19 protein-coding genes are annotated in these 23,941 nt (G+C 47.1%); 12 read left to right on the top strand and 7 right to left on the bottom strand.

Translation table 11 applies throughout. The annotated features are described in order from the left end of the window. Window positions 1-111 precede the first annotated feature (111 nt). Window positions 112-2,307: a putative bifunctional diguanylate cyclase/phosphodiesterase gene (locus tag J2W69_RS12040; protein WP_310278706.1), complete on the bottom strand. Its 2,196-nt coding sequence runs from the start codon at window positions 2,305-2,307 to the stop codon at window positions 112-114. A 96-nt stretch (window positions 2,308-2,403) separates the two neighbouring features. Beyond that, window positions 2,404-5,175, bottom strand: coding sequence for an insulinase family protein (locus J2W69_RS12035; protein ID WP_310278703.1), 2,772 nt, complete (start codon window positions 5,173-5,175; stop codon window positions 2,404-2,406). 172 nt (window positions 5,176-5,347) lie between these two features. Between J2W69_RS12035 and sixA the strand changes: the two genes are divergently transcribed. Further along, entirely contained in the window at window positions 5,348-5,839 is a 492-nt protein-coding gene (gene sixA, locus J2W69_RS12030; protein WP_310278700.1) for a phosphohistidine phosphatase SixA, read from the top strand. Here the strand turns inward: sixA and smrB are convergent. After that, window positions 5,823-6,401 (bottom strand): endonuclease SmrB, encoded by a 579-nt coding sequence (smrB, locus tag J2W69_RS12025; protein ID WP_310278697.1) that lies wholly within the window; start codon window positions 6,399-6,401, stop codon window positions 5,823-5,825. The genes sixA and smrB overlap by 17 nt on opposite strands. Before the next feature lie 35 nt (window positions 6,402-6,436). Here smrB and prmB point away from each other — a divergent pair, with 35 nt between their 5' ends. The 6 genes from prmB to J2W69_RS11995 all read left to right on the top strand — a co-directional run bounded on the left by prmB (window position 6,437) and on the right by J2W69_RS11995 (window position 12,017). Beyond that, window positions 6,437-7,384: a 50S ribosomal protein L3 N(5)-glutamine methyltransferase gene (gene prmB, locus J2W69_RS12020; RefSeq protein WP_310278693.1), complete on the top strand. Its 948-nt coding sequence runs from the start codon at window positions 6,437-6,439 to the stop codon at window positions 7,382-7,384. Between the two features lie 88 nt (window positions 7,385-7,472). Further along, window positions 7,473-8,570 (top strand): chorismate synthase, encoded by a 1,098-nt coding sequence (aroC, locus tag J2W69_RS12015; RefSeq protein ID WP_310278690.1) that lies wholly within the window; start codon window positions 7,473-7,475, stop codon window positions 8,568-8,570. A gap of 90 nt (window positions 8,571-8,660) precedes the next feature. Beyond that, complete coding sequence (locus J2W69_RS12010) at window positions 8,661-9,824, top strand: MFS transporter (protein ID WP_310278686.1); 1,164 nt, start codon at window positions 8,661-8,663, stop codon at window positions 9,822-9,824. A 46-nt stretch (window positions 9,825-9,870) separates the two neighbouring features. Next, window positions 9,871-11,028, top strand: a complete 1,158-nt coding sequence (locus J2W69_RS12005; protein ID WP_310278682.1) for an ATP-NAD kinase family protein — start codon at window positions 9,871-9,873, stop codon at window positions 11,026-11,028. A gap of 2 nt (window positions 11,029-11,030) precedes the next feature. Further along, window positions 11,031-11,309 (top strand): YfcL family protein, encoded by a 279-nt coding sequence (locus J2W69_RS12000; protein ID WP_310278679.1) that lies wholly within the window; start codon window positions 11,031-11,033, stop codon window positions 11,307-11,309. Between the two features lie 87 nt (window positions 11,310-11,396). Next, window positions 11,397-12,017 (top strand): BamJ family beta-barrel-assembly machinery protein, encoded by a 621-nt coding sequence (locus J2W69_RS11995; protein WP_310278676.1) that lies wholly within the window; start codon window positions 11,397-11,399, stop codon window positions 12,015-12,017. Window positions 12,018-12,229: 212 nt separating this feature from the next. Here J2W69_RS11995 and dsbB read toward each other — a convergent pair whose 3' ends face one another. Continuing rightward, on the bottom strand, window positions 12,230-12,763 hold the full coding sequence (dsbB, locus tag J2W69_RS11990; protein ID WP_310278673.1) for a disulfide bond formation protein DsbB: 534 nt from the start codon (window positions 12,761-12,763) through the stop codon (window positions 12,230-12,232). 182 nt (window positions 12,764-12,945) lie between these two features. Here dsbB and fadR point away from each other — a divergent pair, with 182 nt between their 5' ends. Then, entirely contained in the window at window positions 12,946-13,665 is a 720-nt protein-coding gene (fadR, locus tag J2W69_RS11985) for a fatty acid metabolism transcriptional regulator FadR (protein WP_310278670.1), read from the top strand. Between the two features lie 215 nt (window positions 13,666-13,880). Continuing rightward, on the top strand, window positions 13,881-16,124 hold the full coding sequence (locus tag J2W69_RS11980) for an aminotransferase class V-fold PLP-dependent enzyme (RefSeq protein ID WP_310278667.1): 2,244 nt from the start codon (window positions 13,881-13,883) through the stop codon (window positions 16,122-16,124). Window positions 16,125-16,197: 73 nt separating this feature from the next. Here the strand turns inward: J2W69_RS11980 and J2W69_RS11975 are convergent, their stop codons facing one another. Both J2W69_RS11975 and J2W69_RS11970 read right to left on the bottom strand, forming a co-directional pair. After that, window positions 16,198-16,866 carry a ChrR family anti-sigma-E factor gene (locus J2W69_RS11975; RefSeq protein ID WP_310278665.1) on the bottom strand — a complete coding sequence of 223 codons (669 nt, stop codon included), beginning with the start codon at window positions 16,864-16,866 and terminating at the stop codon, window positions 16,198-16,200. Next, complete coding sequence (locus J2W69_RS11970) at window positions 16,850-17,431, bottom strand: sigma-70 family RNA polymerase sigma factor (protein ID WP_040554534.1); 582 nt, start codon at window positions 17,429-17,431, stop codon at window positions 16,850-16,852. Before J2W69_RS11970 ends, J2W69_RS11975 begins: the two co-directional genes overlap by 17 nt. A 232-nt stretch (window positions 17,432-17,663) precedes the next feature. On the opposite strand from J2W69_RS11970, the gene J2W69_RS11965 reads away from it, so the two are divergent. The 3 genes from J2W69_RS11965 to J2W69_RS11955 all read left to right on the top strand — a co-directional run bounded on the left by J2W69_RS11965 (window position 17,664) and on the right by J2W69_RS11955 (window position 23,235). Next, on the top strand, window positions 17,664-18,269 hold the full coding sequence (locus J2W69_RS11965; RefSeq protein WP_310278660.1) for an FMN-dependent NADH-azoreductase: 606 nt from the start codon (window positions 17,664-17,666) through the stop codon (window positions 18,267-18,269). Between the two features lie 189 nt (window positions 18,270-18,458). Continuing rightward, on the top strand, window positions 18,459-20,609 hold the full coding sequence (locus J2W69_RS11960) for a hypothetical protein (protein ID WP_310278657.1): 2,151 nt from the start codon (window positions 18,459-18,461) through the stop codon (window positions 20,607-20,609). Between the two features lie 172 nt (window positions 20,610-20,781). Continuing rightward, the gene (locus tag J2W69_RS11955) at window positions 20,782-23,235 is read left to right on the top strand and encodes a S9 family peptidase (RefSeq protein ID WP_310278654.1); all 2,454 of its coding nucleotides are present in this window, start codon (window positions 20,782-20,784) and stop codon (window positions 23,233-23,235) included. A 31-nt stretch (window positions 23,236-23,266) separates the two neighbouring features. On the opposite strand, the gene J2W69_RS11950 is transcribed toward J2W69_RS11955, so the two are convergent. Then, complete coding sequence (locus J2W69_RS11950) at window positions 23,267-23,926, bottom strand: RluA family pseudouridine synthase (protein WP_310278651.1); 660 nt, start codon at window positions 23,924-23,926, stop codon at window positions 23,267-23,269. Window positions 23,927-23,941 lie beyond the last annotated feature (15 nt).

Raw genomic sequence — 23,941 nt, 5'->3', positions numbered from 1 at the left:
TAATACTCTGAAGAAAGGGTTAGCTCAGATCCAGTACCTGGTATTGGATCTGGACTAACCCTTTTTTGTTTTGTGGTATGGATGCTTTCTGGCTAAAGCTCCAAGACCTTTTTAACCAGTAACTGCAGTCAGTTTTGGCTTTTGCTGTTTCTGTTGCTTTAAGAACAAACCAAAATCGTGGGCTGACAACGGCTTGCTATAGAAATACCCCTGAATAATCTCACAGCGCAGCTGCTTTAGCTGCTGTAACTGCTCAGCTTGCTCTACCCCTTCCGCTACTACCGTCAGGTTCAGGTTGTGCGCTATGGTGACTATAGTGTCCACCATATTGCGGCCACGAGCCGTATTCATATCGTCGATAAAGGCTTTATCTATTTTTAAGGTATTCAGCGGAAACTGTTTTAAATAAGCCAAAGACGAATAGCCGGTGCCAAAGTCATCCATCGCCAGATGAATACCGCGGGCGCGCAGTTTTTTCATGGTATCTATCGCCAGAGTTGGTGATTGCATCACCGTGCCTTCAGTGATTTCCAGCTCCAGATGGTAAGAGGGCAGTTCAGAGCGCTGCAGAATGTCGTCTATTTGCTCGCATAAAAACGGCAGCATAAACTGCTTGGCTGACAAGTTTACGGCGACACGGCCATGAAACAAGCCCATATCTATCCAGCGCTTGACGTCTTCGCAGGTTTTTTGCAAAACCACTTCACCAATTTCAAGAATTTGACCTGTTTCTTCTGCCACCGGAATAAAAGAGGCAGGGCTGATTAAGCCTTTTTTCGGGGTAATAAAACGTACCAAAGCTTCCATACCCACCAGTTGACCAGTGACTATGTCCATTTTTGGCTGATAAAACACGGTGAAATAATCTTCTTTTAAGCCGTGACGGATCAGGTTTTCTACTTGCAGTCGTTTGACCGCCAGTTTGTTCATCGAGTCATTAAAAAACAAGTAACGGTTGGCGCCTTCGTGTTTGGCATGATACATGGCGGTATCTGCGTTTCTCAGCAGCGCCTGAGGGTCGTGGCCATCTTCCGGATACAACACTATGCCAATACTGCTGGTGATCGCCAGTTCATGCTGCTCGATAAAAAAGGGCAGGTTAATTTGTTTTAATAAATCTTTGGCCAGACTGGTAATGCTGTGAATATCATTGGTGTTCTCCAGCAGAACTGCAAACTCATCGCCGCCTAAGCGGTATAACTTGGCTTTAAAACGAGTAAAGTGACTTAACCGCTCTGACAGTTTGCACAACAAGGTATCGCCAAGTTCATGGCCAAGAGAGTCGTTAATTTTTTTGAAGTTGTCTAAATCGAACACCAAAAGTGCATGTTCTACCTGTTCACGTACCAGTTGAGTTAAGTGGCTGGAAAAACGAGCTCTGTTGGGTAAGCCTGTTAAGGTGTCGGTGTCCGCTAAACGATTTAATTCGGCTTCGCGTTTTTTCCGCTCGCTGATATCAGACACCACACCAACAAATTGCTGCACCTGACCCAGCTCATCTTTAATCACATCAAAACTCAGCTCAGCCTGAAATAATTCGCCGTTATGGCGTTTATCTTCAATTTCTCCGGCCCAATAGCCTTGCTCCAACAACGCCTGACGGATTTCATGTAAAAACCGGGCAGGGTAGAGACAAAGTTCAAATACGCTGTGCAACACCGATTCACGGCTTTTGCCTGTCATGCTGACAAAAGCAGGGTTGACTTCCAATAACGCAAAATTAGTGTCACAGACCATCACAGCGTCGGAGATATTATCCAGGCAACGGGCAAACAGGCTTAAGCGCTCTTCGGTTTCTTTTAATTGCTGAATGTTTTTTAAGGTGCCGGTCATCCGTATCGCCTGACCTTGTTCATTTAATTGCACTACTTTGCCACGGTCTAAAACCCAAACCCATTGGCCGTTGGCGGCTTTAATGCGGTAGCTGGCTTCAAAAATGGGGGTCATGCCATGCATATGTTGTTGCAGTGAACTGGTAACCCGCTCTACATCCTGTGGATGGATCTCTGAGCGATTGGGAGGGAATTGCTGACTGTCGCCCGGTTTTTCCAAAGGTTGATGCCAGGAGCTGGAGCGATACAGCTGACCTTCCTGCATATCCCAGTCCCATAACTCATCACCGCTGCCCCATAAAGACAAGCGTAAACGTTCTTCACTTTGTTCCAGTTTGGACTGGTAACGCCGCATCCGCACTATGCTCAGATGAGCCAGCGTTAATGCAACAACAGAAAGGGCACAGATGACTGTCAGCACATAAGGTTGCAACTGCTCCCAACCTGCGGCAAACACAGGCAAAGGTGCAGTCATAACAAGGCTTAATGGCAGCAATAAAACAGGAGTAAGGCGCACAGTCAGACTTTTTTAATGGATATCAATTCACGTTAACGAATGTTGTCCGCACTGTCAAAGCCATTCCGACAATAAAGGCAATTTCTCTAACAAGTTGAATGGGTTTTGCTCAGTTAAATGACTGTGAGCCGGCTTATCTCCTGTAGCAAGGAAAATGGCATCGTAATCCGCTGCCAGTAACTGGTAAAAAAACGCGATAAAATCGGTCAGGCTGAGTTGCTCCAGCGCCAGTTCAATCTGCTCATTTAAATCAAACTGATGATCACCTTGCCCTATAGCCAGCCACAGCCGTTTTGCTCTGGAACCTAAGCTGCTGTCGCGCTCTTTTATTTGGGTGGCCAGACCTTGTTTCATCTGCACAAATTCATCTTCATCCAACTCTTCGAGTTCAGACAAAAAGTTTTTATAAAAGGCCAAAGTGGCCTGGTATAAATCAGCGCATGAAGCCGCAGGGCTTTGGATATAAAAAGCTATACCAGGTAGCAGGTTCATTGGCACATAACCTGTACCCACCAGATAACCCAACTGCTGCTCTGTGCGCAGCACATGGAAGTATTCCGGAGAGAGTAAATGATTGGCCAACATAAAAAGCGCCATGTCCACAGGCCGCTTTTGCCGTGACGGCAAATAAATCACCAGCGCCTGATCACTGTGTTCAACAGGCACCTTGACCCACACAGGCCCTATGCCCTGGGTGTTGTAGCGCTGACGAGGCAAAGCTTCCCCTTGCTGTTGTTCAGACAACCAACCTTTTAACGCCTGACTTAACTGTTCAGCGTCCACTTTACGCCAGTTGCCCAGCATAAAAGCTTCCAGATGAACTTGTTTCAGCAATTGCTGGTGAAACGCGATAAAAGCGCTGAAGCTTTGTTGTTGTAAAGCCGCCGCCAGTTGATCAATATCCGGGTTCAAAGGTTGCAACAAAGACGATAACTGGCTGAATAACTTCGAGACAGGTTTATTTTTGCTGTGATTTTGCCAGTGCCGGATTAACTGGCGTTTGATTTCATCAAAACGTTGTTCATCAAACTGACAAAAGGCCATCTGAGCTAACAGATCCGCCACCAATTTAATCTGGTTCCCTGCTAAGCCGCTGCTGTGCAAACTGATGCCGTTATGCTGCACATGCAAATGGTAGGTCAGACCTGCAGTGGTTGCAGCATAAAAGCTTTCGTTGATCTGATCCTGAAACAACTCCAGCCATAAACGGCTGCTGGCCATTTGAGTCACAGAACCAATGCAGTTGGGTAAATTCAGCTGCACAAAAATATGACCTTTGGGTGTTTTAAAGTCAGTATCGGCTTTAAACCATAATTTAAAGCCGCTTTCTTTCGCCACTAGCACCGGCTTGGTCATATGAGCGGCGTCAGCCAATAAGTTCAGCTCTGTCACCAGATAAGGATTACTTTGTGGCAGATGGCTGCTTGCTGGCACTTTAGCCTGTAAATAGTGGCTTAGCTGGCTTTGCTGCAGAGGCTGCACACTATAAGGCGTCTGATACCAGCGCGCTTCCCGGTTGGCTTTGATGTCCGGGGCAATAAACATCACCCTCATATTGTCTGGTCTGAAATGCCCCAGCAGTTCGCGGTACAAAGCTTCAGGCGGCAAGTCCATACGGTAGTCACCATAGACATAATCATCCACCGGATAATGCTGCATATTGACGGATAAATCACAGGCCCCTTGCAAGGCGGTGCTGGGCTCCTGGTATAAATAGCTCCACTGCACTAAACGCTGGCGTTCCAGAAACAAATGCTGCGGGAAGGGCGACTGACGCAGTAATTGCAACTGACCAAACAAAGCTTCAATAATCTGTTCTTTAGCAAATACACCTTGTTCTGTCAGCTCAAACGACAGCGTGAAATCTTTATAGTTGCTGCCATCTATACCGCCGCCTGCACTTAACTGATTGACCCAGCCATTGTCTTTGATAAATGCCAGTAAAGAGCCAGGACCTTCATCACCTAACAAATGCGCCAAAAAAGAGATCAGCTTGTATTTGTACCAGGGCTGGATATCTGGCAAGGCAAAGCTGGCGACCAGCCGCTGGCTGAATTTGTGGGGTGCTATATCCAGTTGCAGGGCCTGATGTTCTGCCAGATACAAAGGCTGCGACAAAGCGGCTTTGGCACAAACTTCATTGGGTAAAGCATCAAAATACTGATGAACCAGCTGTTCCAGTTGTTGCAAGGGCAAAGGCGAGACCAGACACAAGCTCATACGGCGGGTGCCGTACTGGTTTTTAAAAAACTGCTGCACGGCCTGTTGCAGGCTTTGTTCTGGTGTATCGCATAAGGTCAGTAAATTACCGACTGAAAATTTGGCAAAAGGGTGGGCAGGATTAACAGTCTCTTTGTGAACCTGATAAATTCTTCTGCTGTCGTCTTTGAGTTTGAGTGAAAACTCAGCTTCAATGGCCTGACGCTCTTTTTCTATATAATCGGCGTGAAACAACGGCGCACGAAACATATCGGCAAACCTGTCCAAAGCCTGTTCGAAGTAGTCTGTGTCTATATCAAAGAAAAAGCTGCTGTGTTCAGTGCCCGTCCAGGCATTGTGACTGCCACCATGATGATTGATAAAATGTTGGTACTCACCGGCGTCCGGATATTTTTCAGTGCCTAAAAATAGCATATGCTCCAAAAAGTGTGCCAAACCTTGTCGTTCGGCCGGATCGTCAAAATGTCCGACATTCACAGTCAGAGCCGCAGCACTTTTTTCTGCGTCTTGTTGATGCACTAACAGCACCGGCAAATCGTTGGGTAAAGTCAGCGCTAAATACTGACGTTTATCGTTAGGGCTTTGCATTAACTGGTTTTTTTTCAACTTATGCCTCGTGACGGGAACCCTGAAAATATGGAAGGCAAGGGTTCTTCATAGCGATTAGGAATATAGTAACGCAATTTTATGCTTTATTAGCAGTTACTGTCGGCATTAACTTTCATTATCATAGCGCACTCTTTTCGCGAGCGTCGCGAAGTTGTAACTGGTAGCAACAATGGTTAATTTGGTTATTATGCGGCACGGTGAAGCTGAACCGCAGTACTTGAGCGACAGTGAACGACAATTAACAGCAGCAGGTCAGGCCGAAGTCAGTGAAATGGCAGAGTGGCTGCATCACCACTATAGTGCATTTGACCGGATTTTCTCCAGCCCTTATCGCAGGACTGTGCAAACCGCCGCAGTTTTAGTGCAAAAAGGCTTGTTAAGCCAAGCTGTTGAACTCAATACAGATCTGGTTCCTGAAGGCAATGCTCAGTTAGTGGTCGACTTTCTTGACATGCTGTATGCCGAAAACCCACAGGCGAAAATTTTGTTGGTATCGCATATGCCGCTGGTCAGCTTTTTAGTCGAAGCTTTTACCCGCAGTGGTCAGACGCCGATTTTTGATACTGCGGGTATGGCTTGTATTGATTACCATCAGCACAGGGGCATGTTATTGGAATATGCCTGTCCAGGCATGATCCATCTGATTAAGTCGGTGTCCTGAGCAACACCAATAAAGCACCATCCCGGCCCCATTCTGTTGGGGCCGTATGAAAAGCCCTCACATTTGGATGCTGTACCAGCCAGTTAGGTACTCTTTTGGCCAGAATACCTAGACCTTTGCCATGCACCACACAAGCACAGTTAAAATGCTGTTGCTCGCAATAGGCCAATAACCCCGCCAGTTCTGTTTTGGCTTGGAGTTGGGTTAAGCCATGTAAATCCAATACCACTGCAGGGCGAAATTCGCCCCGTTTTAATTGCCGGGCTAAGGTGGGGTCGTCACCCGTCTGAACAAAAGCTAGCGTAGAACCGTCACTTAAAAAACCTTCGTACTGGTCTGAAAAGTAAAACAAATGGCTATCTGGACTGCTATTTGTTAAAGTGGCGGCCATTCTGACCTTGCCGGGTTGGCGGGCAAAAGGTATCTTGTCCTGCTGCAAGGGGCGTGCGCCTGTCACCGAGTCACGGAACAGCTGCTTTTCTTCATCAGGAAGATCGGGAGATGAAGAAGTGTTCTTTTTTTCTTCAGAAAGAAGATCTAAAACTGGTGTTTTTTTTCGCATGCCCGAAGTCTAACCAATCAAACGAGTAAAACACAATGACAGAGCACCAAAGCAGCCATCTGACTGCGGAAATTATAGACGAAGCCATCCGCGAGCTGCATTCTATCCATGACTGGTTACGCTGGTCTGTCAGTCAGTTTAATAAAGCCCATATCTATTTTGGCCACGGCACCGACAATCCATGGGATGAAGCGGCTTTATTATTGGCCCATAGTCTGGATATGGCACGCATCACAGAAAACCTGTTGCCACTGCGCGTGACCCGCTCTGAAGCCCGGGTTTTTTGTGATTTGTTGTTGCAGCGTGTGGAACAACGTATTCCGGCAGCCTATTTAACTCAGCAAGCCTTTTTCTGTGGTTTGAGTTTTTATGTGGATGAGCGGGTGTTAGTACCACGTTCTCCTATAGGCGAATTGATCACCAAAGGCTTCCAGCCCTGGTTTCAGGCACAACAACCCACACGTATTTTAGATTTATGCACTGGGTCTGGTTGTATTGCTATTGCCTGCGCCAAACAATTTCCTGATGCTGAAGTGGATGCTTTGGATATCAGCGAAGAGGCTTTAGATGTGGCCATCTTTAATATTGAGCAACATGAGCTGGAGCATCAGGTGTTTCCTATGTTGTCTGATGGCTACAATGCGATTAAAGGCCAGACTTACGACTTAATAGTCACCAACCCGCCTTATGTGGATGCTGAAGACATGGCTGATTTGCCGGATGAGTACCATCATGAACCGGAATTAGGTTTAGCTTCAGGCCATGATGGTTTAGAGCTGACACGCCGTATTTTATCTGAAGCAGCTGAGCATTTAAATGACGGTGGCTGGCTGATTTGTGAAGTAGGTAACAGTATGATCGCGCTACAAGAGCTGTATCCGGATTTGCCCTTAGAATGGCTGGAATTTGAACGCGGTGGTTTAGGTGTATTTGCCATCAACAAAGCCGATTTGGTGAAACATCAGGATAGTTTTGAAGCCTAGTTTTGAAGCAAGGTTTTCAGGCTTAATTCTGAAACATAATTTAGAAGCTTAATTCGTCAGAACAGATAACAAGATGCAGGAGTAGAAGATGTCGGGTAATTCTATAGGCCAACTGTTTAAAGTGACCACCTTTGGTGAAAGCCATGGCCCGGCCATTGGTGGCATAGTGGATGGTTTGCCGCCCGGCTTAAAACTCGATTTAGAACAAATTCAGCATGAACTGGACAGACGTAAGCCAGGCACTTCACGTTACACCACGGCTCGACGTGAAGATGACATCGTCAAAATTTTATCCGGTGTGTTTGAAGGTTATAGCACGGGCGCATCCATAGGTTTGTTGATTGAAAATACCGACCAGCGCTCACAAGATTATTCAGCCATTAAAGACCTGTTCCGCCCAGGCCATGCCGATTACACCTATTGGCATAAGTTTGGTATTCGTGATTACCGTGGTGGTGGCCGCTCGTCCGCCCGCGAAACAGCAGTGCGTGTCGCAGCTGGTGCCATTGCCAAGCAGTATTTAAAAGCGAAGTTTGGTATCGAAATTCGTGGTTATATGGCGCAACTTGGCCCTATTAAAGCGCTGAAACTCGACTGGGATCAGGTAGAACAAAATGCCTTTTTCTGTCCTGATGTGGATGTGCTGGAACAGCTAGATGAGTATATGCGTCAACTGAAAAAAGACGGCGACTCAGTAGGTGCCCGCATTAATGTGGTGGCATCAGGTGTACCTGTGGGTTGGGGCGAACCTGTGTTTGACCGCATTGATGCCGATATAGCCCATGCCATGATGAGCATTAATGCAGTCAAAGCTGTAGAAATTGGCGATGGTTTTGCAGTGGTTGAACAGCGTGGCTCTACTCACAGGGACGAGCTGAGCTTAGAAGGCTTTAGTGCGAACCATGCAGGTGGCACCTTAGGCGGTATTAGTTCAGGTCAGGATATTAACGTCAGTATTGCGTTAAAACCAACCTCCAGTATTAGCATACCTGGTAAAACTATTACCACCAGTGGTGAAGAAACAGAAATGATCACCAAAGGCCGTCACGACCCTTGTGTCGGTATTCGTGCAGTGCCTATTGCCGAAGCTATGTTGGCGATAGTGCTGATGGATCATTTTCTGCGTCACAGAGCACAAAATGCCGATGTCGTAGTCACGACACCAGATATAGCAAGGCAGCGCTAGTGCTTTAAGGTAGAATACAAACGTCGCTTTATGCGGCGTTTTGCTTTTCTCTGCGGCCAATGTGCTGTTAATTTTTGTAGTGGAAATCTGATGAAACTTGCCACCACCCCAGCTTTGGGGCTTGCTTACTTTGCTTATTTTGCCGTCCTTGGCATTTTTGTACCTTACCTGCCGATGTTTCTCGATGGCCGTGGTTTTAATTCTCACGATATAGGCTTGCTGCTGGCGATAGTGACCACTACTCGTATTATTGGTCCTAGCCTGTGGGCTATGGTGGTGGAGCGTAAAGGCGATCCAATCAGCGTGATGCGCTTTGGCGCTGTGCTGGCGTCCATTGGCTGGCTGAGCAGTTATATGGATTTTGGCTATTGGCCGCTGGTCGTGGGCCTGGGTTTATTCAGCTTATTCTGGACTGCCATTTTACCTCAGCTGGAAGTCAGCGCTTTTCATTATTTGAATAACGACAGCACAGTCTATGGCAAGGTTCGCAGCTTAGGCAGTGTGGGTTATATCCTGGTGGTGATCCTGGGCGGCTTGTTGCTGCAACAGTTTGGGCCTGAATTTTTGACCTGGGGCGCCACTATTTTTCTGGCGTTGCTACTGGGGACTTTGTTTTTACTGCCGTCTTTTAGCATGAAAAACACCGAAGGGCAGCAGTCTATTCGTTTTCGCACACTGTTTAAACATCCGGTGTTTTTACGTTTTATGGCCGCTACTTTTTTAATGCAAATCAGTTTTGCGCCTTTTTATGGTTTCTTTATTTTATATTGCCGCGATTTAGGCTACAGCGGTGTCACCTCTGGTTTAATGATAGCGCTGGCTGTGCTGGCAGAAATTGTCGCGTTTTTCTACGCAGGTAAGGTTCTTAACCGCTTTAGTTATCGTGTTTTACTGACCTTCTGTTATGGCCTGACCATAGTGCGCTGGCTGATTGTGGCTTACCTGGCACAGCATTGGTACTGGCTGGCTTTTAGCATGTTATTTCATGCCGCCAGTTTTGCCTTAGCGCACAGCTGCGCTATGCAGTTTATTCAAAGCTTTTTTGCACCAGCGCAACGTAGCCGTGGTCAGGCTTTGTATGCAGGTGTGGTCTACGGTGGTGGTGGGGCTATAGGCGCTTATTGCGCCGGAGTATTATGGGCTGACGGACCTGGCGCAACTTTAACTTTTGTCAGTGCAGCAGTGGCGGCTTCAGGCGCAACTCTGATGGCCTTTTCTTTACCAAAAACGCTCAGGCAACAGCAAAACCTTTAACGCAGTAAAGAGTTCCTGCTGGGCATTAGGGGTGTAAAAGGCTACAATGCGGCGTTTTTTTTACGCTGTAGAGGTTGCTGTGGCCAGTCAGTTTCGTTTAGGTTTAATTATCAATCCTGTAGCCGGAGTAGGTGGTGCTGTAGCGCTTAAAGGTAGCGATGGCGTAGTGGAGCAAGCTCTGGCATTAGGGGCTGTGCCTCAGGCGCAACACAAAACTGCTTTGGCGTTAGAACCATTAATCGCTTTGAAAGATCAGCTGCAAATCCTGACTGTTGCCGGTGCTATGGGGGCTGATTTATTGGCATCTTTAGGTTTTAACTTTCAGATTTGTTATACACCAGAATCCAGCCAAACCTCTGCAGAAGACACTGAACAAGCCGCTGCAGCCATAGCAGAGCAGGGTGTGGATTTATTGCTTTTTGCCGGTGGCGATGGCACAGCCCGCAATATCTGTACTGCTGTGGGTGAACGCTCCACTGTGCTGGGCGTACCTGCAGGTTGTAAAATCCACTCTGGTGTGTATGCCATCAGTCCATCGGCTGCAGGTAAGGTTATAGCTCAGCTGGTGAAAGGCGAGTTAGTGACTTTAACTGAAGCTGCTGTGATGGACATCGACGAAACCGCCTTCCGGCAGGGCATAGTTCGTGCCAAACGTTTTGGTGAAATGCGTATTCCAGCGGAGCTTCGTTACATCCAAAGTGTAAAAAACGGTGGCAAAGAATCCGAAGAGCTGGTGCTGGATGATTTAGCGGCCTACATAGCAAACACCATGGACGATGATGTGCGTTATGTGATGGGCTCAGGTTCCACTGTGGCCTCTGTGATGAAAGAACTGGATTTACCTAATACCTTATTAGGTGTAGATGTGGTTGAAAATGGCAAGCTGATTGCGTCTGATGTCACAGCCACAGAGTTGCTGTCGCTGGTGCAGGACTATCCAAGCAAACTGGTGATTACGTTAATAGGTGGGCAAGGCCATGTGTTTGGCCGGGGCAATCAGCAGTTAAGCCCTGCTGTTATTCGCGCTGTTGGCCGCGCTAATATTTGTTTAGTGGCGACTAAAACTAAATTACAGCAGCTTGAAGGCCGGCCTTTACTGGCGGATACAGGCGATGCTGTGCTTGATCAGCAATTACAGGGCCTGATGCCTGTGCTGGTAGGGTATAACGATTATGTGATGTACAGACTAGGTCTGGAGGAGTAAAAATGCAGGACGTTCAGGCCTATATTCAGCAGGTTGCGCAGTTTTTAGATGCAATGGTGCAACACGCCAGTGATGATGAATTATTTGCCGGTGGTTATTTACGTGGCCATTTTGATTTAGCTGTGGGCCGTTTAGAGCTGACAGAACAGCAATTTGAGCGTGCTGAACTTACGGGTTCTGTACAACAAAGTCTGGATCTGGCTATTGCCGGTGGTGAGCTGACAGAGCAGGACCAAAGCTTAGTGCTGGGTTTGTGGCAGCAACTGCAACAACTTTCGTGATCTGATGTTGTATCAGATTGAAACTGAAGCCGAATTTGATTTGCGCTTCTACAACGCGCTTTGTGCGCCAAACTACAAGTGAACTTTATGTCTACTAAATTTACCAGCTTAGAGCAACACGCCAGCTATGGCATCGGTCTGCAAATGGGTCAGCAACTGGCTGACAACCCGTTTGACGGTTTGGATATTCTGGCAGTAGCTGCAGGTTTAGCTGCTGCTTTCCAGGGTGATGAGCCAGAAGTATCTGAACAGCAAATTGGTGCTGCTTTTCAGGTGATCAGCCAGCGTATGCAAGAACAACAGGAAGAACAAGCCAAAGCTTTAGCCGGTGCAGGTGAAGTTTTCCTTGCTGAAAATGCGAAAAAACCAGGCGTGACAGTGACTGAGTCTGGCTTACAGTACGAAGTATTAGTACAAGGTGAAGGCGAGAAGCCAACCAAAGCTTCTACTGTGCGTACGCACTATCATGGCACTTTAATTGACGGTACAGTGTTTGACAGCTCGTATGACCGTGGTCAGCCTGCTGAATTCCCGGTATCTGGCGTGATCGCTGGCTGGACTGAAGCGCTGCAACTGATGCCAGTTGGCACCAAGTTACGTTTAACTATCCCACACAACCTGGCCTACGGTGAACGTGGCGCTGGTGGCAAAATTGCCCCATTCAGCACTTTAGTCTTTGATGTGGAACTGCTGGCTATTATTGGCTAATCTGTTGTTTTTAAAATAAAAAAGGAGCCTATTGGCTCCTTTTTTATGTCCAGGGAAGGACGGTATGTCGCAACTGTCGGGAACGTTGTTGCGACGATGTCCAGGGAAGGACGGTATGTCGCAACTGTCGGGAACGTTGTTGCGACGATGTCCAGGGAAGGACGGTATGTCGCAACTGTCGGGAATGTTGTTGCGACGAATTTAAGTGGATCCTAGTCGTACGGATTGTATTTTTTCTTCTTAAACTGGCTGAAAATTAACATCAGCGACAGCACCGTATAAACCACAAAAATCACTCTTGTCCAGACGGGCATAGACAGGTCCATAAAGCGCCAGGCTATATCACCACACATACCAGTAGGGTTAAAGATTTCCGGGAACCATTTATCTAACGGCAAGCCCAGCGGGAATTCAGGAAACAAACTGCAGGTATATAAACCGCCGGATTGCACCAGCTCTTCTACGCCTACGTGTTCGTGGGTGATCATAAAACCCCAAACCGAACTGGCACTAAAAGTGAACAAAGCTATCCAGCGCAATAAAGCATTGGCTGGTGATATTAAAGCAATCAGGGCTGCAAAAATCACACCTGTTAATGCCGCTCTGGCGTACACACACAACATGCAAGGCTGCAAATTCATCTGATATTGAAAGTACAAGGCCAGACCTAACAACACCGTGGCTGACAGAGCTAAAATGAGCCATGCCGATCGTTGTTTTGACCATTTTGCCAGACTGGATAACATTCGGATCCCTTTGTTTGATAAAACAAAACTATAAGTCGGTCAATCTAAGGCAAAAACAGCGGAAAGACAACCCACAGCACGTCGAACAGCTATTTTTAATCCATAGCTTGTTAACTGCTTTGTCTCTGGTACAATCAGTGCCATTTATCGGACATTATAATAATGACAACGGGCCCCTCCGCATGACTATGAATTTAATTAAAGCGCAAAGCCCAGCTGGTTTTGCTGAAGAATATATTGTTGAATCCATCTGGAATGGTAAATTTGCTCCAGGTTCCATTCTGCCAGCTGAGCGTGAACTGTCAGAGCTGATAGGGGTCACTCGTACTACCTTACGTGAAGTGCTACAGCGTTTAGCCCGTGATGGCTGGTTGACTATCCAGCACGGCAAACCAACCAAAGTAAATAATTTCTGGGAAACCTCGGGCTTAAATATTTTGGAAACCCTGGCTCGTTTAGATGAAGAACGTATGCCGGAACTGGTGGACGAGCTGTTATCTGCCCGCACTAATATCAGTGCTATTTATATTCGTGGTGCTATCAAAACTCATAAAGAACAGGTGATCGCTTCTTTCGCCGGTGCAGAAGATTTAGCGGATACAGCCGAAGCTTTTGCAGCTTTTGATTACAACCTGAATCATGAAATGGCGCTGCATTCATCCAACCGTATTTATGTGCTGATTTTAAATGGCTTCCGTGGCTTGTATAACAAAATCGCCCGTTTTTACTTCTCATCGGCTGAAGCCCGTGAACTGGCGCGTCAGTATTACAACCAACTGAAGCAATATGCTGAAGCCGGTAAACATGATGAAGTGGTGTTTGCAGTACGTAGGTACGGTAAAGAAAGCGGAAAAATCTGGGCTGGCTTACGCTCGCAAATTCCAAAAGATTTAATCGAATAATCTGAAACCGCCGAAAGGCGGTTTTTATTCGCCGCCATCCATGGCGCTCACCCTGTCGGGCCATCGTCGCTGCGCTCCGATGTTCAAAATCGCTCCTGGCGATTTTGTTTTTTTATCCGATAAGCGGTACTTACCTTTATCACCTTGTCACAGCGGTTGGGGCTGGTTATTATATTGCCATATATAATATAACCTTTAGTTATATGGGGCGAGTTATGCAAAAGTCTGCCATCCGGCCACAAGAAATTTATCTGGATAATAATGCCACCACAGCGGTGCTGAGTTGTGCCGCAGCTGCTGTACAGCATACGATGCAGCAGTGTTTTGGTAATCCGAGCAGCAGCCACAGCACTGGCATTAAAGCCAAAGTGGAGCTGGAAAGCACCAGACAACTGGCTCGTCAACTGATTGGCGCAGGATCGGGTGACATCGTTTTTACCTCAGGTGCCACTGAAGGCATTCAGAGTTCTATTTTCTCTGCCTTGTTGCATGCCCGTATGTCCGGAAAAACAGGAGCCACTTTTAGCTTATTGTATGGCGCTACTGAACACAAAGCTGTGCCTCAGAGCCTCGAACACTGGAATCATGTGTTGCAGCTGGGCGCGACTATTAAAGCTATTCCGGTCGATCAGCATGGCCTTTTGGATTTTGACTTTATTCGTGCTGAACTGCCAAACACCCTGCTGATTTGCACTATGGCCGCCAATAACGAGACAGGGGTAAAGCAGGACCTTGCCGCTTTGCAGCAACTCATCCGTGCCGTCGCCCCAGACGTGTTGTGGATGGTGGATTGCGTGCAGGCACTTGGCAAAATGCCATTGCAGATGGAGCAAATGACCATAGACTACGCGCCCTTTAGTGGTCATAAACTCTATGCTCCCAAAGGCATAGGTTTTTTGTATGTACGCAAAGATACGCCTTATCAGCCATTATTAGCCGGCGGCGGGCAAGAGAGTGGTTTGCGTTCAGGTACTGAAAACTTACCCGGTATTGCAGCCTTACAGGCGATATTTCAGCAGTTGAAATTAAAAGAAGGTTCGGTCTTTCAGTCAGAACCGCAGCTGTGGGGCTATCGTGAGCAACTGCTGTCCGCGTTGCGTCAGGTCTTTCCTGACTTAGTTCTGAACAGCGACAGGCCTTATATAGTCCCTACCACCATCAACTTCTCTGTGCCGGGTTTTGCCAGCAAAGACATTATGGATTTGTTTGATGCCGCTGGTATTCGTGTCAGCTCAGGCTCGGCTTGCAGCTCTAAAATTCCGACCAGTTTTGTGCTGAATGCGATGGGTTTACCGCTTTGGCGTAGTCAGGGGGCTATTCGTTTATCTTTTGGCCCGGCTATGACTGCAGAGGAGTGTCAGCAAGCCTGCAAGGCTATTGTGGCATTAAAGGTGGTAGTCAATTCCTGTTGTCTGGTATTAAGTGATGCCAGCAGTACAGAGCTGCAGCCGTTGGCCGGCTTAGTGCAGTTAAAACATGAAGATTTATGCAGTTATTTACTGGTGTCGGCTGAAACTTCAGAAGTCATTATTATTGATGCTGTATTGCCTCTGGCCAGCCGGATCGCACTTTTAGTGCAGGGGCATCAGTTAAAAGTACGGGCTATTCTGGATACGCATTTGCACAAAGACCATCCGTCGGCCCGGCCTGAACTGGTGACCTTGTTAGCTGATTTACTGAACCAGGCAAACACCAACAGCCTTGGCTGGCCTTTAGACGAAACCAGCCTGAAGATGGGGTCTTATCAGTTGAACACTGTGGCAACTCCTGGACATAGCCCTGAAGCTGTGACTATTTTGGTACGGCAGCAGCAACAAAAGTTTGCTTTTGTTGGCGATTTTATTCTGCCGGGAGGCACTGGACGGCTGGATTTACCTGGTGGAGACAGTCAGGCGTTTCGCCAGAGTTTACGCGCTTTGAGCCAGCAGCTTGAACCTCAGACCTTATTATTATCGAGTCATGATTACGCCCAGCGTTTTTTCACACGCTGGGATCTGATGCTGCAGGAGCAGCCTGTATTGCAACAGATCCTCAACACCGAAGATACGCCCGATCAGTGGCTGAGTGAATTGCAGCGTCAGACGGACTGGTTGCACCAGCAATCAGGGTATTTTTGTGGCGTGGTGGAAGTCTGTGTATCCGATGCCACAGCTTTGATTGATAAAGATCAAATCACTGCGTTACTACAGCAGCATCCGCGGTTGCAGATCTGGGATGTGCGTGAGCCTCATGAGCAAGCCGCCGGAGCCTTATCTGTCTACCTGCCGGATTTAGTCTCTAAGGAAGTGCCTTTGTCCGCATTGGTGCAACAAGTCGCTGATCAACACACAAAAACACCACAAGCGGTGCTACTGGTTTGCCGTTCCGGTAATCGTAGTTTGTTGGCCGCTAAAGTGCTGAACAGGGCAGGGTTTGAGCTGGTGTTTAATTTAAAAGGTGGGGTAGCGCTTTTAGCTTGAAGCAATACTCTTCGTATTAGCTGTGACAGATAGACGGGCGACCATAAAGGTCGCCGCTACAGCCAGCATCTATTTAGTAAAACAGATGCTGCAGAGGGTTTAACAAACGTGTTAAGCCTTTTTTAAACTTCAGTGGCGCTGTTAATACCGACAAACATAAACAATCTTCACTCATAGTGCGCGGCGTATGAGTATGGTCTGGTGTATTAATTAATAAATCGCCTTCGCCATAACAACCCGATTCGTCGTAGATTTTACCTTTAAGCACCAGGGTAATTTCCAGCCCTAAATGGGTATGTTGTGGCACTTCGCTGTCTTTGCGAATATAAAGTAAAGACACATTATGCTGATCTTCACCCGCCAGTTTAGCTGTGCTGATCCCGCCTAAATTTAACCATTTCAATTTGTTTTTCAGCAATGGCTTTAACGAAGCCGGCAATAAAATTTCACTATTCTGAATTTGCACAGCAAAAGGCTGTCGTTCTGTCAGCTGAGCTGCAACTTCAGGTTGAGCGGTAATAAAGTCCAGCATCTGTTGCCAGTCAGTTTCCGCACTTTGTTCTTCAGGCAAAGTAGCCAGATGCGCGCCAGCCTCCGCTTCTAAATCCATCTTCATGCGCTGACAATGAGGGCAAAGATCCAGATGTGCCGCAATAGCCAGACTGACCTCTGGAGCCAGACTGGCTTCAATATGTTGTTCCAGCAATTCCAGCGTTGGGTGATATTTAACTGCGTGGATCATCAATGGCCTCTCTTAATCTGTCGAGCGCAAGGCGAATACGGGATTTGACTGTGCCCAAAGGAATAGCCAGTTCTTCCGATACTTCCTGATGCGATTTTTCCTCTAAATACACTTTTTCCATCACATCACGCTGCGCTGGAGGCAGTTTGGCAAAATGGGGTGCAACTTTTTCTGCCAGCAACCATAAGTCCCACTCGTTGCTGTCCGTACCTTCCTGCTCTGGATAATCGCCATCAAAAAACAGGTCGTCGGCAGAGAGTTCATCTTTACGGCTTTGCTTTTTGCGTAACATATCAAAGCGCACATTACGGGCAATAGTAAAAATCCAGGTTGAAGCACAACCACGGCTGGCGTCAAAAAGCCGGGCCTTTTGCCACACATTCAACATAGTGTCCTGCACCATTTCCATGGCTTGCTGCTCATTACCAAACATTTTTAAGCCAAAGGCTTTTAAACGTGGTGCAAAATAACTGAACAACTGTGAATAGGCTTTTTTATCGCGATCCACTGCAATAAAAGTTAAAGCTTGTTCCCACTGTGCATTATCTGGTGGTTGAACTGACATAGATCCTTGAATACCGGGCCTCTGATAATTCCTGTCATCATGCCTTTGAACTGATGTTGGATCCAACATTATTCCAATCCTGTCTGTATCATTTTTGCCTGTGTTTTATTTACGCTGCGGATTTAACTTTAGATTGGTTTAAAAAATAGAAAGGTTTCTTCGTTTTATTCTGATTTTTTGTCGAAAAAATAAAAGCTATTCTGTTTTTACTAACTCGACAGGAGAAATCATCATGGCACATGTATTAGTAATTAATAGTTCGATAAGCGGCGACAAAGGTCAATCAACTCAGCTAAGTCAGCAATTCTTAGCTTCTTTACCTGCAGGTTTCAGCACTGAAACTCTGGATCTGGTGCAAGACAGCTACCCACATTTAACCATGACAGAAATGGCCGCCTGGATGACTCCTGAGTCAGACCGTACTGACGAACAGAAAGCTTTAGCTGCCTTGTCAGACGACGCAGTTGCCCAAATTAAAAAGGCTGACGCTATTGTGATTGGCGTTCCTATGTACAACTTTGGTGTACCAAGTCAGCTGAAAGCCTATTTTGACCGTCTGGCTCGTGCTGGTATTACCTTTAAGTACACTGAAACCGGCCCTGTAGGCCTGTTGCAAGACAAACCAGTGTTTATTTTTGCCACCCGCGGCGGTTTGTATCAGGGCACTCCAATGGACTCTCAAACTCCTTTTGTTACTGCTTTGCTGAATTTCATAGGTTTAAAAGATTTAAACTTTATTTATGCTGAAGGCTTAAATATGGGGCCGGAAAGCGCTGAAAAAGCACTTTTTGCCGCAAAAGCACGTATCGCAGAATTAGCAACGGCAATCGCTGCTTAACAAGGCCCTTGGTTTTCTCTATACCCACTCTGTTTCCCACAAGCTTTGGCCACTTTCAATCAGTGGCCTTTTTTGTAAAAAAATTCTGCTTTTGTGTTGTTATTTAAAGGCTTTCTTCACTTAGGGTTTGGTAACTCTGGCTGCTCTGAATTATGCTAGGTAAAACTTATGCCTCAGGGAGAGCAAGCTTTGGCAACTATTCAATCTCAACATAAATGGCGTTTTTTCCGATCCGGTGGTTTTGATCAGGTGGCGCTGGATTCAGCTGCAGATCTGCAGCATTTAAGTGAACTCGACCCCAAACTCTGGACTGTATTGAATTGTCCTACCACTGGCCTTGAATTTGACTGCCGCACTCTGGCTTTGTTGGATCTGGATGGTGATGGCCAAATCCGGGTGCCGGAAATTCTTGCTGCTGTGCGCTGGAGTTGTGAGCGGGTGTTGGATGCGGAAATTATGTTTAAAGCGCCAGGTTTACCGCTGAGCGCTATTGATGATCAGGATGCAGAAGGCGCTAACCTTAAAGCTGCTGCGCTGCGTGTGCTGGAAATTACTGGTAAAACTGAAGCCGACCCCTTGCAGGTTACGGATCTGGCTGATATGACACTGCTGTTTTCGCCCCATCATTTTAATGGCGATGGCGTGGTGATGGCAGAGCTGACATCTGATACAGAATTGGCTCAGTTGATCACTGAAATTATTCAGACTCAGGGCGGACAGCTGGATCGTAGTGGTGGTTTGGGGATCCACGGCGATAGCCTGAATGCGTTTTACCAACAAGCTGCTGCCGTGGTGGACTGGCATGCCGCAGCCGATCCTGCTGACCCGCTGTTTTGTCCTTTAGGTGATAAAACAGTAGAAGCAGTTGCTGCTTTTGAAGCGGTAAAAGCCAAAGTAGATGACTTTTTTGTTCGCTGTCAGTTGGCCGCTTTTGATAATCGTGCTGCAGAAGCGTTAAATCCTGCTGTTGCTGTCTATGACGTATTGAGTAATAAAGCCATTAGCAGCAGTGACAAGGATGTTGCGGCTTTGCCTTTAGCCGCTATTGCTGCCGGGCAATCCTTGCCACTGGGCGAAGGTATCAATCCGGCCTGGGCCAGTGCGATGAGCCAATTCAAGCTCCTGGTCGTTGACCCTTTGGTTGGCAGTAAAAGCAAAAGTAAAGCCGGGCATTTAACGGCTGATCAGTGGCAACAGATTTGTGACCAATTAGAGCCCTGGCGCTCATGGCAGGCAGCTAAACCAGACACTACTTTGCATCAACTGGAGCTTGAACGTCTGCAGGCTATAGTGGCCGGAGATGGCAAAGAACGTCTGGAAGCCTTAATTGCTCAGGATCTCGCAGCATCCACTTTTGCCGATAATGTCGATGCGGTAGAGCGTCTGGTGCGATATCAGCGTGATTTAGTGACTTTGTTACGCAATTTTGTGTCGTTAAGTGATTTTTACCAACGCAAACATAAAGCGATTTTCCAGATCGGAACCTTGTATCTGGATCAGCGCAGCTGTGAGCTGGTGCTCAAAGTGTCAGATATGGCGCGTCATGCCACTATGGCACCTTTTAGTGGTTGTTATCTGGTGTACTGTACTTGTGAACGTCAGGGCGAAACTCCGTTGCAGATAGTGGCAGCCTTGACTGCCGGAGACGTTGACGAGTTAATGGTGCCAGGCCGGAACGGCGTGTTTTATGACAGTCAAGGCCGTGACTGGCGCGCTATGGTGACTAAAGTGGTGGCTCAGCCTGTCAGTATTGGTCAGGCGTTCTGGTCTCCTTACAAAAGAGTTGCGGCTTTTATCGAAACTCAGTTGCAGAAGTTTGCTGCTTCGCGTGATAAAGACATCGAAGCGAAAACGACGACAGGTGTGACTGCTGCGGCTACGCCAGCATCAACTCCGGCAGCAACTGCTGCTGTCGCCGGTTTTGATATCGCTAAGTTTGCAGGTATTTTTGCTGCTTTAGGTTTAGCTGTTGGTGCTATTGGTACTGCTTTGGCTGCGATGATCGCCGGGCTTTTTTCGCTGGTCTGGTGGCAAATTCCGCTGGTGATGGCTGCTGTGTTATTGCTGATCTCAGGGCCTTCCATGTTGATGGCTTTTTTAACCTTGCGTCGGCGTAACCTTGGGCCGCTGCTGGATGCCAATGGCTGGGCAGTGAACACCAGAGCTAAAATTAATGTGCCTTTTGGTGCGGCTTTAACAGGACTGGCTCGTTTGCCTGCGGGCGCAAAACGCAGCGTAGCCGATCCTTTTGCTGAGAAAAAACGGCCTTGGGGAAGTTTGCTGATCCTGTTGCTGGTTGCTGTTGCTGCCGCAGTGTTTTGGTGGTTCAAACTGAATTAAGTCTGTTTGTTGTGTCCGGCCTGCGAAGTCATTTCGCAGGCTGTTTTTCTCTGATGCTTTTCCATTTATCGCCTGCCACCAGCCATTAAACCTATGCCATTCACACAGCTCTTGGTCTTTGACCGATTTCTTTGTATAAAGAGCTTACAACCACCACTAAAAAAGAATATCAATGAAAACAAAACCATGGTTAGTAGCGGCTTTTGTCGCGGCAAGTTTTATCGGTTCTGCTGTTGCGGCTGAACCTCAAACCTATCAGCTCAGTCCTGTCAGTGTGAAAGCGCCGGAAAATGCGGCCCATGCGCCTTTCACTATGGAGCAGATTATGGCGCATCCGGACTGGTTAGGTCGTCCGGCAGAAGGTGCTTATTGGGCAGATAACAACACTGAACTCTATTATCAGCAAAAACGTCAGGGTTCAGAAATTCGTGACTGGTATAGCTTAAAAGCGGAGCAGGGCGCTTTGGCTACAGCTGTGCCTATGGCCGACTGGCATTTAATGGGATCGGCGCGCACTGTGTACAGTCAGGATGGCAAATCGCTGGCTTACTTGTTTGAAGGCAATGTCTTTGTTAAACATCAGGGCAAGTTAACGCAAGTGACACGAAGCTCAACGCGTTATGATGAAGTGCAATTTTTAGCGGATGGCCGTTTGGTATTCCGTGCGGGCTGGACTTATCAGGTGCTGGATTTAAACAGCGGTGCTGTGACTGAACTGGTCAGCCTGAAAAATGCAGATAAACCAGCGGCACCCAAAGTAGCAAAGACTTATCTGGCGCAGGAACAGCACAAACTCATCGACTTTGTTGCTTTGACGCATAAAAACAAAGCAGAACAGTTTGAACAGCGGCAGTTACTGGCGGCGCAAAACCATGCGCTGGCGATTCAGGCGGTTTATCTGAATAAAGATAAGCGCATTGCATCGGCCAGCCTGTCTCCGAAAGGCGATATGTTGCTGGTCGCGTTAGCGGATAAAGGCGAATGGCGCGATAAAACTGACATTATGCCAAACTACATCACTGCTTCTGGTGATATAGCCTCTGAAGAAGTACGTCGACGTGTGGCGGATCAAAAGCCTCAATCGCACCAGTTGTTTTTGGTTGATGTGAAAACTCAGCAGGCAACAGAGCTGAAATACAACGATCTGCCTGGTTTTGATGAGGACGTACTGGCGGCTGTGAAAGCAGAAAATGCCAAAGCACAGGGTAAAACTTACCAGTCGAAAAAAGCGCCTCGAGCTATTGAACTGATCAATGACTGGAGCTGGAGTCAATCTGCTATTCAATGGCACAGCTCAGGTTCACAGGTGGCAGTGATGCTTAAAGCCTGGGATAACAAAGACCGCTGGCTGGCGACAGTAGATTTTGCGAAAAAGCGCCTGGTGAATCAGCACAGGTTGCATGATGATGCCTGGATTAACTACAGCTTTAATGATTTTGGCTGGTTAAGCCAAAAAGAATCTTTGTATTACCTGTCAGAAGAGTCAGGTTATGCCCATTTGTATGTTAAACCCGTGAATGGTCCTGCAAAAAAACTGACAGCCGGTACTTTTGAAGTCAGTAATCCGCGTTTAACTAAAAACGATCAGTACCTGTATTTCAAAGGCAATATCAGCCATCCAGGCATTTACGAAGTGTATCGTGTCAATTTAGCGTCAGGCCAACTGGAGCAAATGACAGCGCTCAAAGGCTCGGCTGACTACCAGTTATCACCGGATGAAAACAAGCTGCTGCTGACCTGGTCCAACACTGTGACACCACCAGAGTTATATCTGATGGACAACAAACCTAAAGCCAAAGTCAGCCGTTTAACCCATACAGTGTCAGCAGAGCTAATGGCGTTAAACCTGGCTGCTCCACAAGTAGTTGCTGTGCCATCCAGCCATGGTAAGCAGCCTGTGTTCTCCAAGCTTTATTTACCAAAAGATTATCAGCAGGGTGAAAAACGCCGCGCTGTGATTTTTAACCATGGTGCTGGTTATCTGCAAAACAGTGACTTGGGCTGGTCTGGTTATTTCCGTGAATACCTGTTCCACAACCTGTTGATCCAGCAAGGTTATGTCGTATTGGATATGGATTACCGTGCATCAAAAGGTTATGGCCGAGACTGGCGTACAGCCATTTACCGCCAGATGGGTACCCCTGAAACTCAGGATTTAGTTGATGGAGTGAAGTATCTGGTGGCGAACGCTCATGTTGACCCACAACGTGTAGGTACTTATGGTGGCTCTTACGGTGGTTTTATGACTTTTATGGCACTCTTCACTGAACCTGATCTGTTTAAAGCAGGTGCTGCTTTACGTCCTGTCAGTGACTGGGCCTATTACAACCATGGGTATACCTCGAATATTCTGAATACACCTGATATTGACCCAATAGCCTATCGTCGCAGTTCACCGATTTACTTCACTGAAGGATTAAAAGGCAAGCTGCTGATCAATGCGCCTATGGTGGATGACAACGTGTTTTTCCAGGATGTAGTGCGTTTGGTGCAGCGTTTGATTGAACATGAAAATGCCAATTTTGAGACGGCAATTTATCCGGTAGAACCTCATGGTTTCCGTCAGCCAAGCAGCTGGTTGGATGAATACAAACGTATCTTCCGTTTATTTGAACAAGAGTTATAACAGGATCAGGGTCAGAGCTTTTGCTCTGACCCTACTCAAAATCCGGTTCCAACTCAAAACGTAACAGCTGCGAAGAATAAGGCTGATACACTTCTAAACATAAAGCCTGTAATAACAAACGTGGTGCTGCGGCATAAGCTTCATCATGAGCATAAAAAGCATCCCCTAAAATGGGATGCCCCAGACTTTGCATATGCACCCGCAATTGATGCGAACGCCCCGTCACAGGACGAAGTTCCACTAAACTGCTTTGGCCATCAAAACTTAAACGCTGAAAATGAGTCAGAGCCGCTTTGCCGGTTTTTTCACAGATTTTTTGCAGAGGAGGTTTGGCGGCATCTGCGATCAGCGGGGCATTCACCATGCCCTGTTCAGCAATTTTACCCCAGACTCTGGCGCGGTAAATTTTCTTCACGGAACGCGAGGCAAACTGTTGTTTCAGCGCCGCTTCTGCTTTACGACGTAACGCAAACACCACTAAACCCGAAGTGCTCATATCAAGGCGATGCACTAATTGAGCAAGTGGGAATTGTTGCTGCACACGGCTTAATAAGCAGTCCTGCATATCTTCAGCACGGCCAGGATTGGTTAATAAACCACTGGGTTTATTCACTACCAGAATGTCTTTATCCAGATACAAAATATCCAGCCAGGGTTCGGCTGGTGGGTTATACACAAAAGGCCTTTGCATCCACTCACTCTTATT

This window comes from Rheinheimera soli (assembly GCF_031457405.1).
Classification (GTDB): Bacteria; Pseudomonadota; Gammaproteobacteria; order Enterobacterales; family Alteromonadaceae; genus Pararheinheimera; species Pararheinheimera soli_A.
The sequence above is the reverse complement of the archived record's forward strand: the minus strand, read 5'-3'. Positions and strand labels throughout refer to the sequence as shown.

Coding starts and splice junctions, on each gene's coding strand:
- dsbB (WP_310278673.1), bottom strand. CDS start 12,763: ATGTTATCCAGTCTGGCAAAATGGTCAAAACAACGATCGGCATGGCTC.
- J2W69_RS12005 (WP_310278682.1), top strand. CDS start 9,871: ATGCGGCGTTTTTTTTACGCTGTAGAGGTTGCTGTGGCCAGTCAGTTT.
- fadR (WP_310278670.1), top strand. CDS start 12,946: ATGACTATGAATTTAATTAAAGCGCAAAGCCCAGCTGGTTTTGCTGAA.
- J2W69_RS11995 (WP_310278676.1), top strand. CDS start 11,397: ATGTCTACTAAATTTACCAGCTTAGAGCAACACGCCAGCTATGGCATC.
- prmB (WP_310278693.1), top strand. CDS start 6,437: ATGACAGAGCACCAAAGCAGCCATCTGACTGCGGAAATTATAGACGAA.
- J2W69_RS11965 (WP_310278660.1), top strand. CDS start 17,664: ATGGCACATGTATTAGTAATTAATAGTTCGATAAGCGGCGACAAAGGT.
- J2W69_RS11950 (WP_310278651.1), bottom strand. CDS start 23,926: ATGCAAAGGCCTTTTGTGTATAACCCACCAGCCGAACCCTGGCTGGAT.
- J2W69_RS12010 (WP_310278686.1), top strand. CDS start 8,661: ATGAAACTTGCCACCACCCCAGCTTTGGGGCTTGCTTACTTTGCTTAT.
- J2W69_RS11975 (WP_310278665.1), bottom strand. CDS start 16,866: ATGATCCACGCAGTTAAATATCACCCAACGCTGGAATTGCTGGAACAA.
- J2W69_RS11970 (WP_040554534.1), bottom strand. CDS start 17,431: ATGTCAGTTCAACCACCAGATAATGCACAGTGGGAACAAGCTTTAACT.
- J2W69_RS11980 (WP_310278667.1), top strand. CDS start 13,881: ATGCAAAAGTCTGCCATCCGGCCACAAGAAATTTATCTGGATAATAAT.
- aroC (WP_310278690.1), top strand. CDS start 7,473: ATGTCGGGTAATTCTATAGGCCAACTGTTTAAAGTGACCACCTTTGGT.
- J2W69_RS12000 (WP_310278679.1), top strand. CDS start 11,031: ATGCAGGACGTTCAGGCCTATATTCAGCAGGTTGCGCAGTTTTTAGAT.
- J2W69_RS12040 (WP_310278706.1), bottom strand. CDS start 2,307: ATGACTGCACCTTTGCCTGTGTTTGCCGCAGGTTGGGAGCAGTTGCAA.
- smrB (WP_310278697.1), bottom strand. CDS start 6,401: ATGCGAAAAAAAACACCAGTTTTAGATCTTCTTTCTGAAGAAAAAAAG.
- sixA (WP_310278700.1), top strand. CDS start 5,348: ATGGTTAATTTGGTTATTATGCGGCACGGTGAAGCTGAACCGCAGTAC.
- J2W69_RS11955 (WP_310278654.1), top strand. CDS start 20,782: ATGAAAACAAAACCATGGTTAGTAGCGGCTTTTGTCGCGGCAAGTTTT.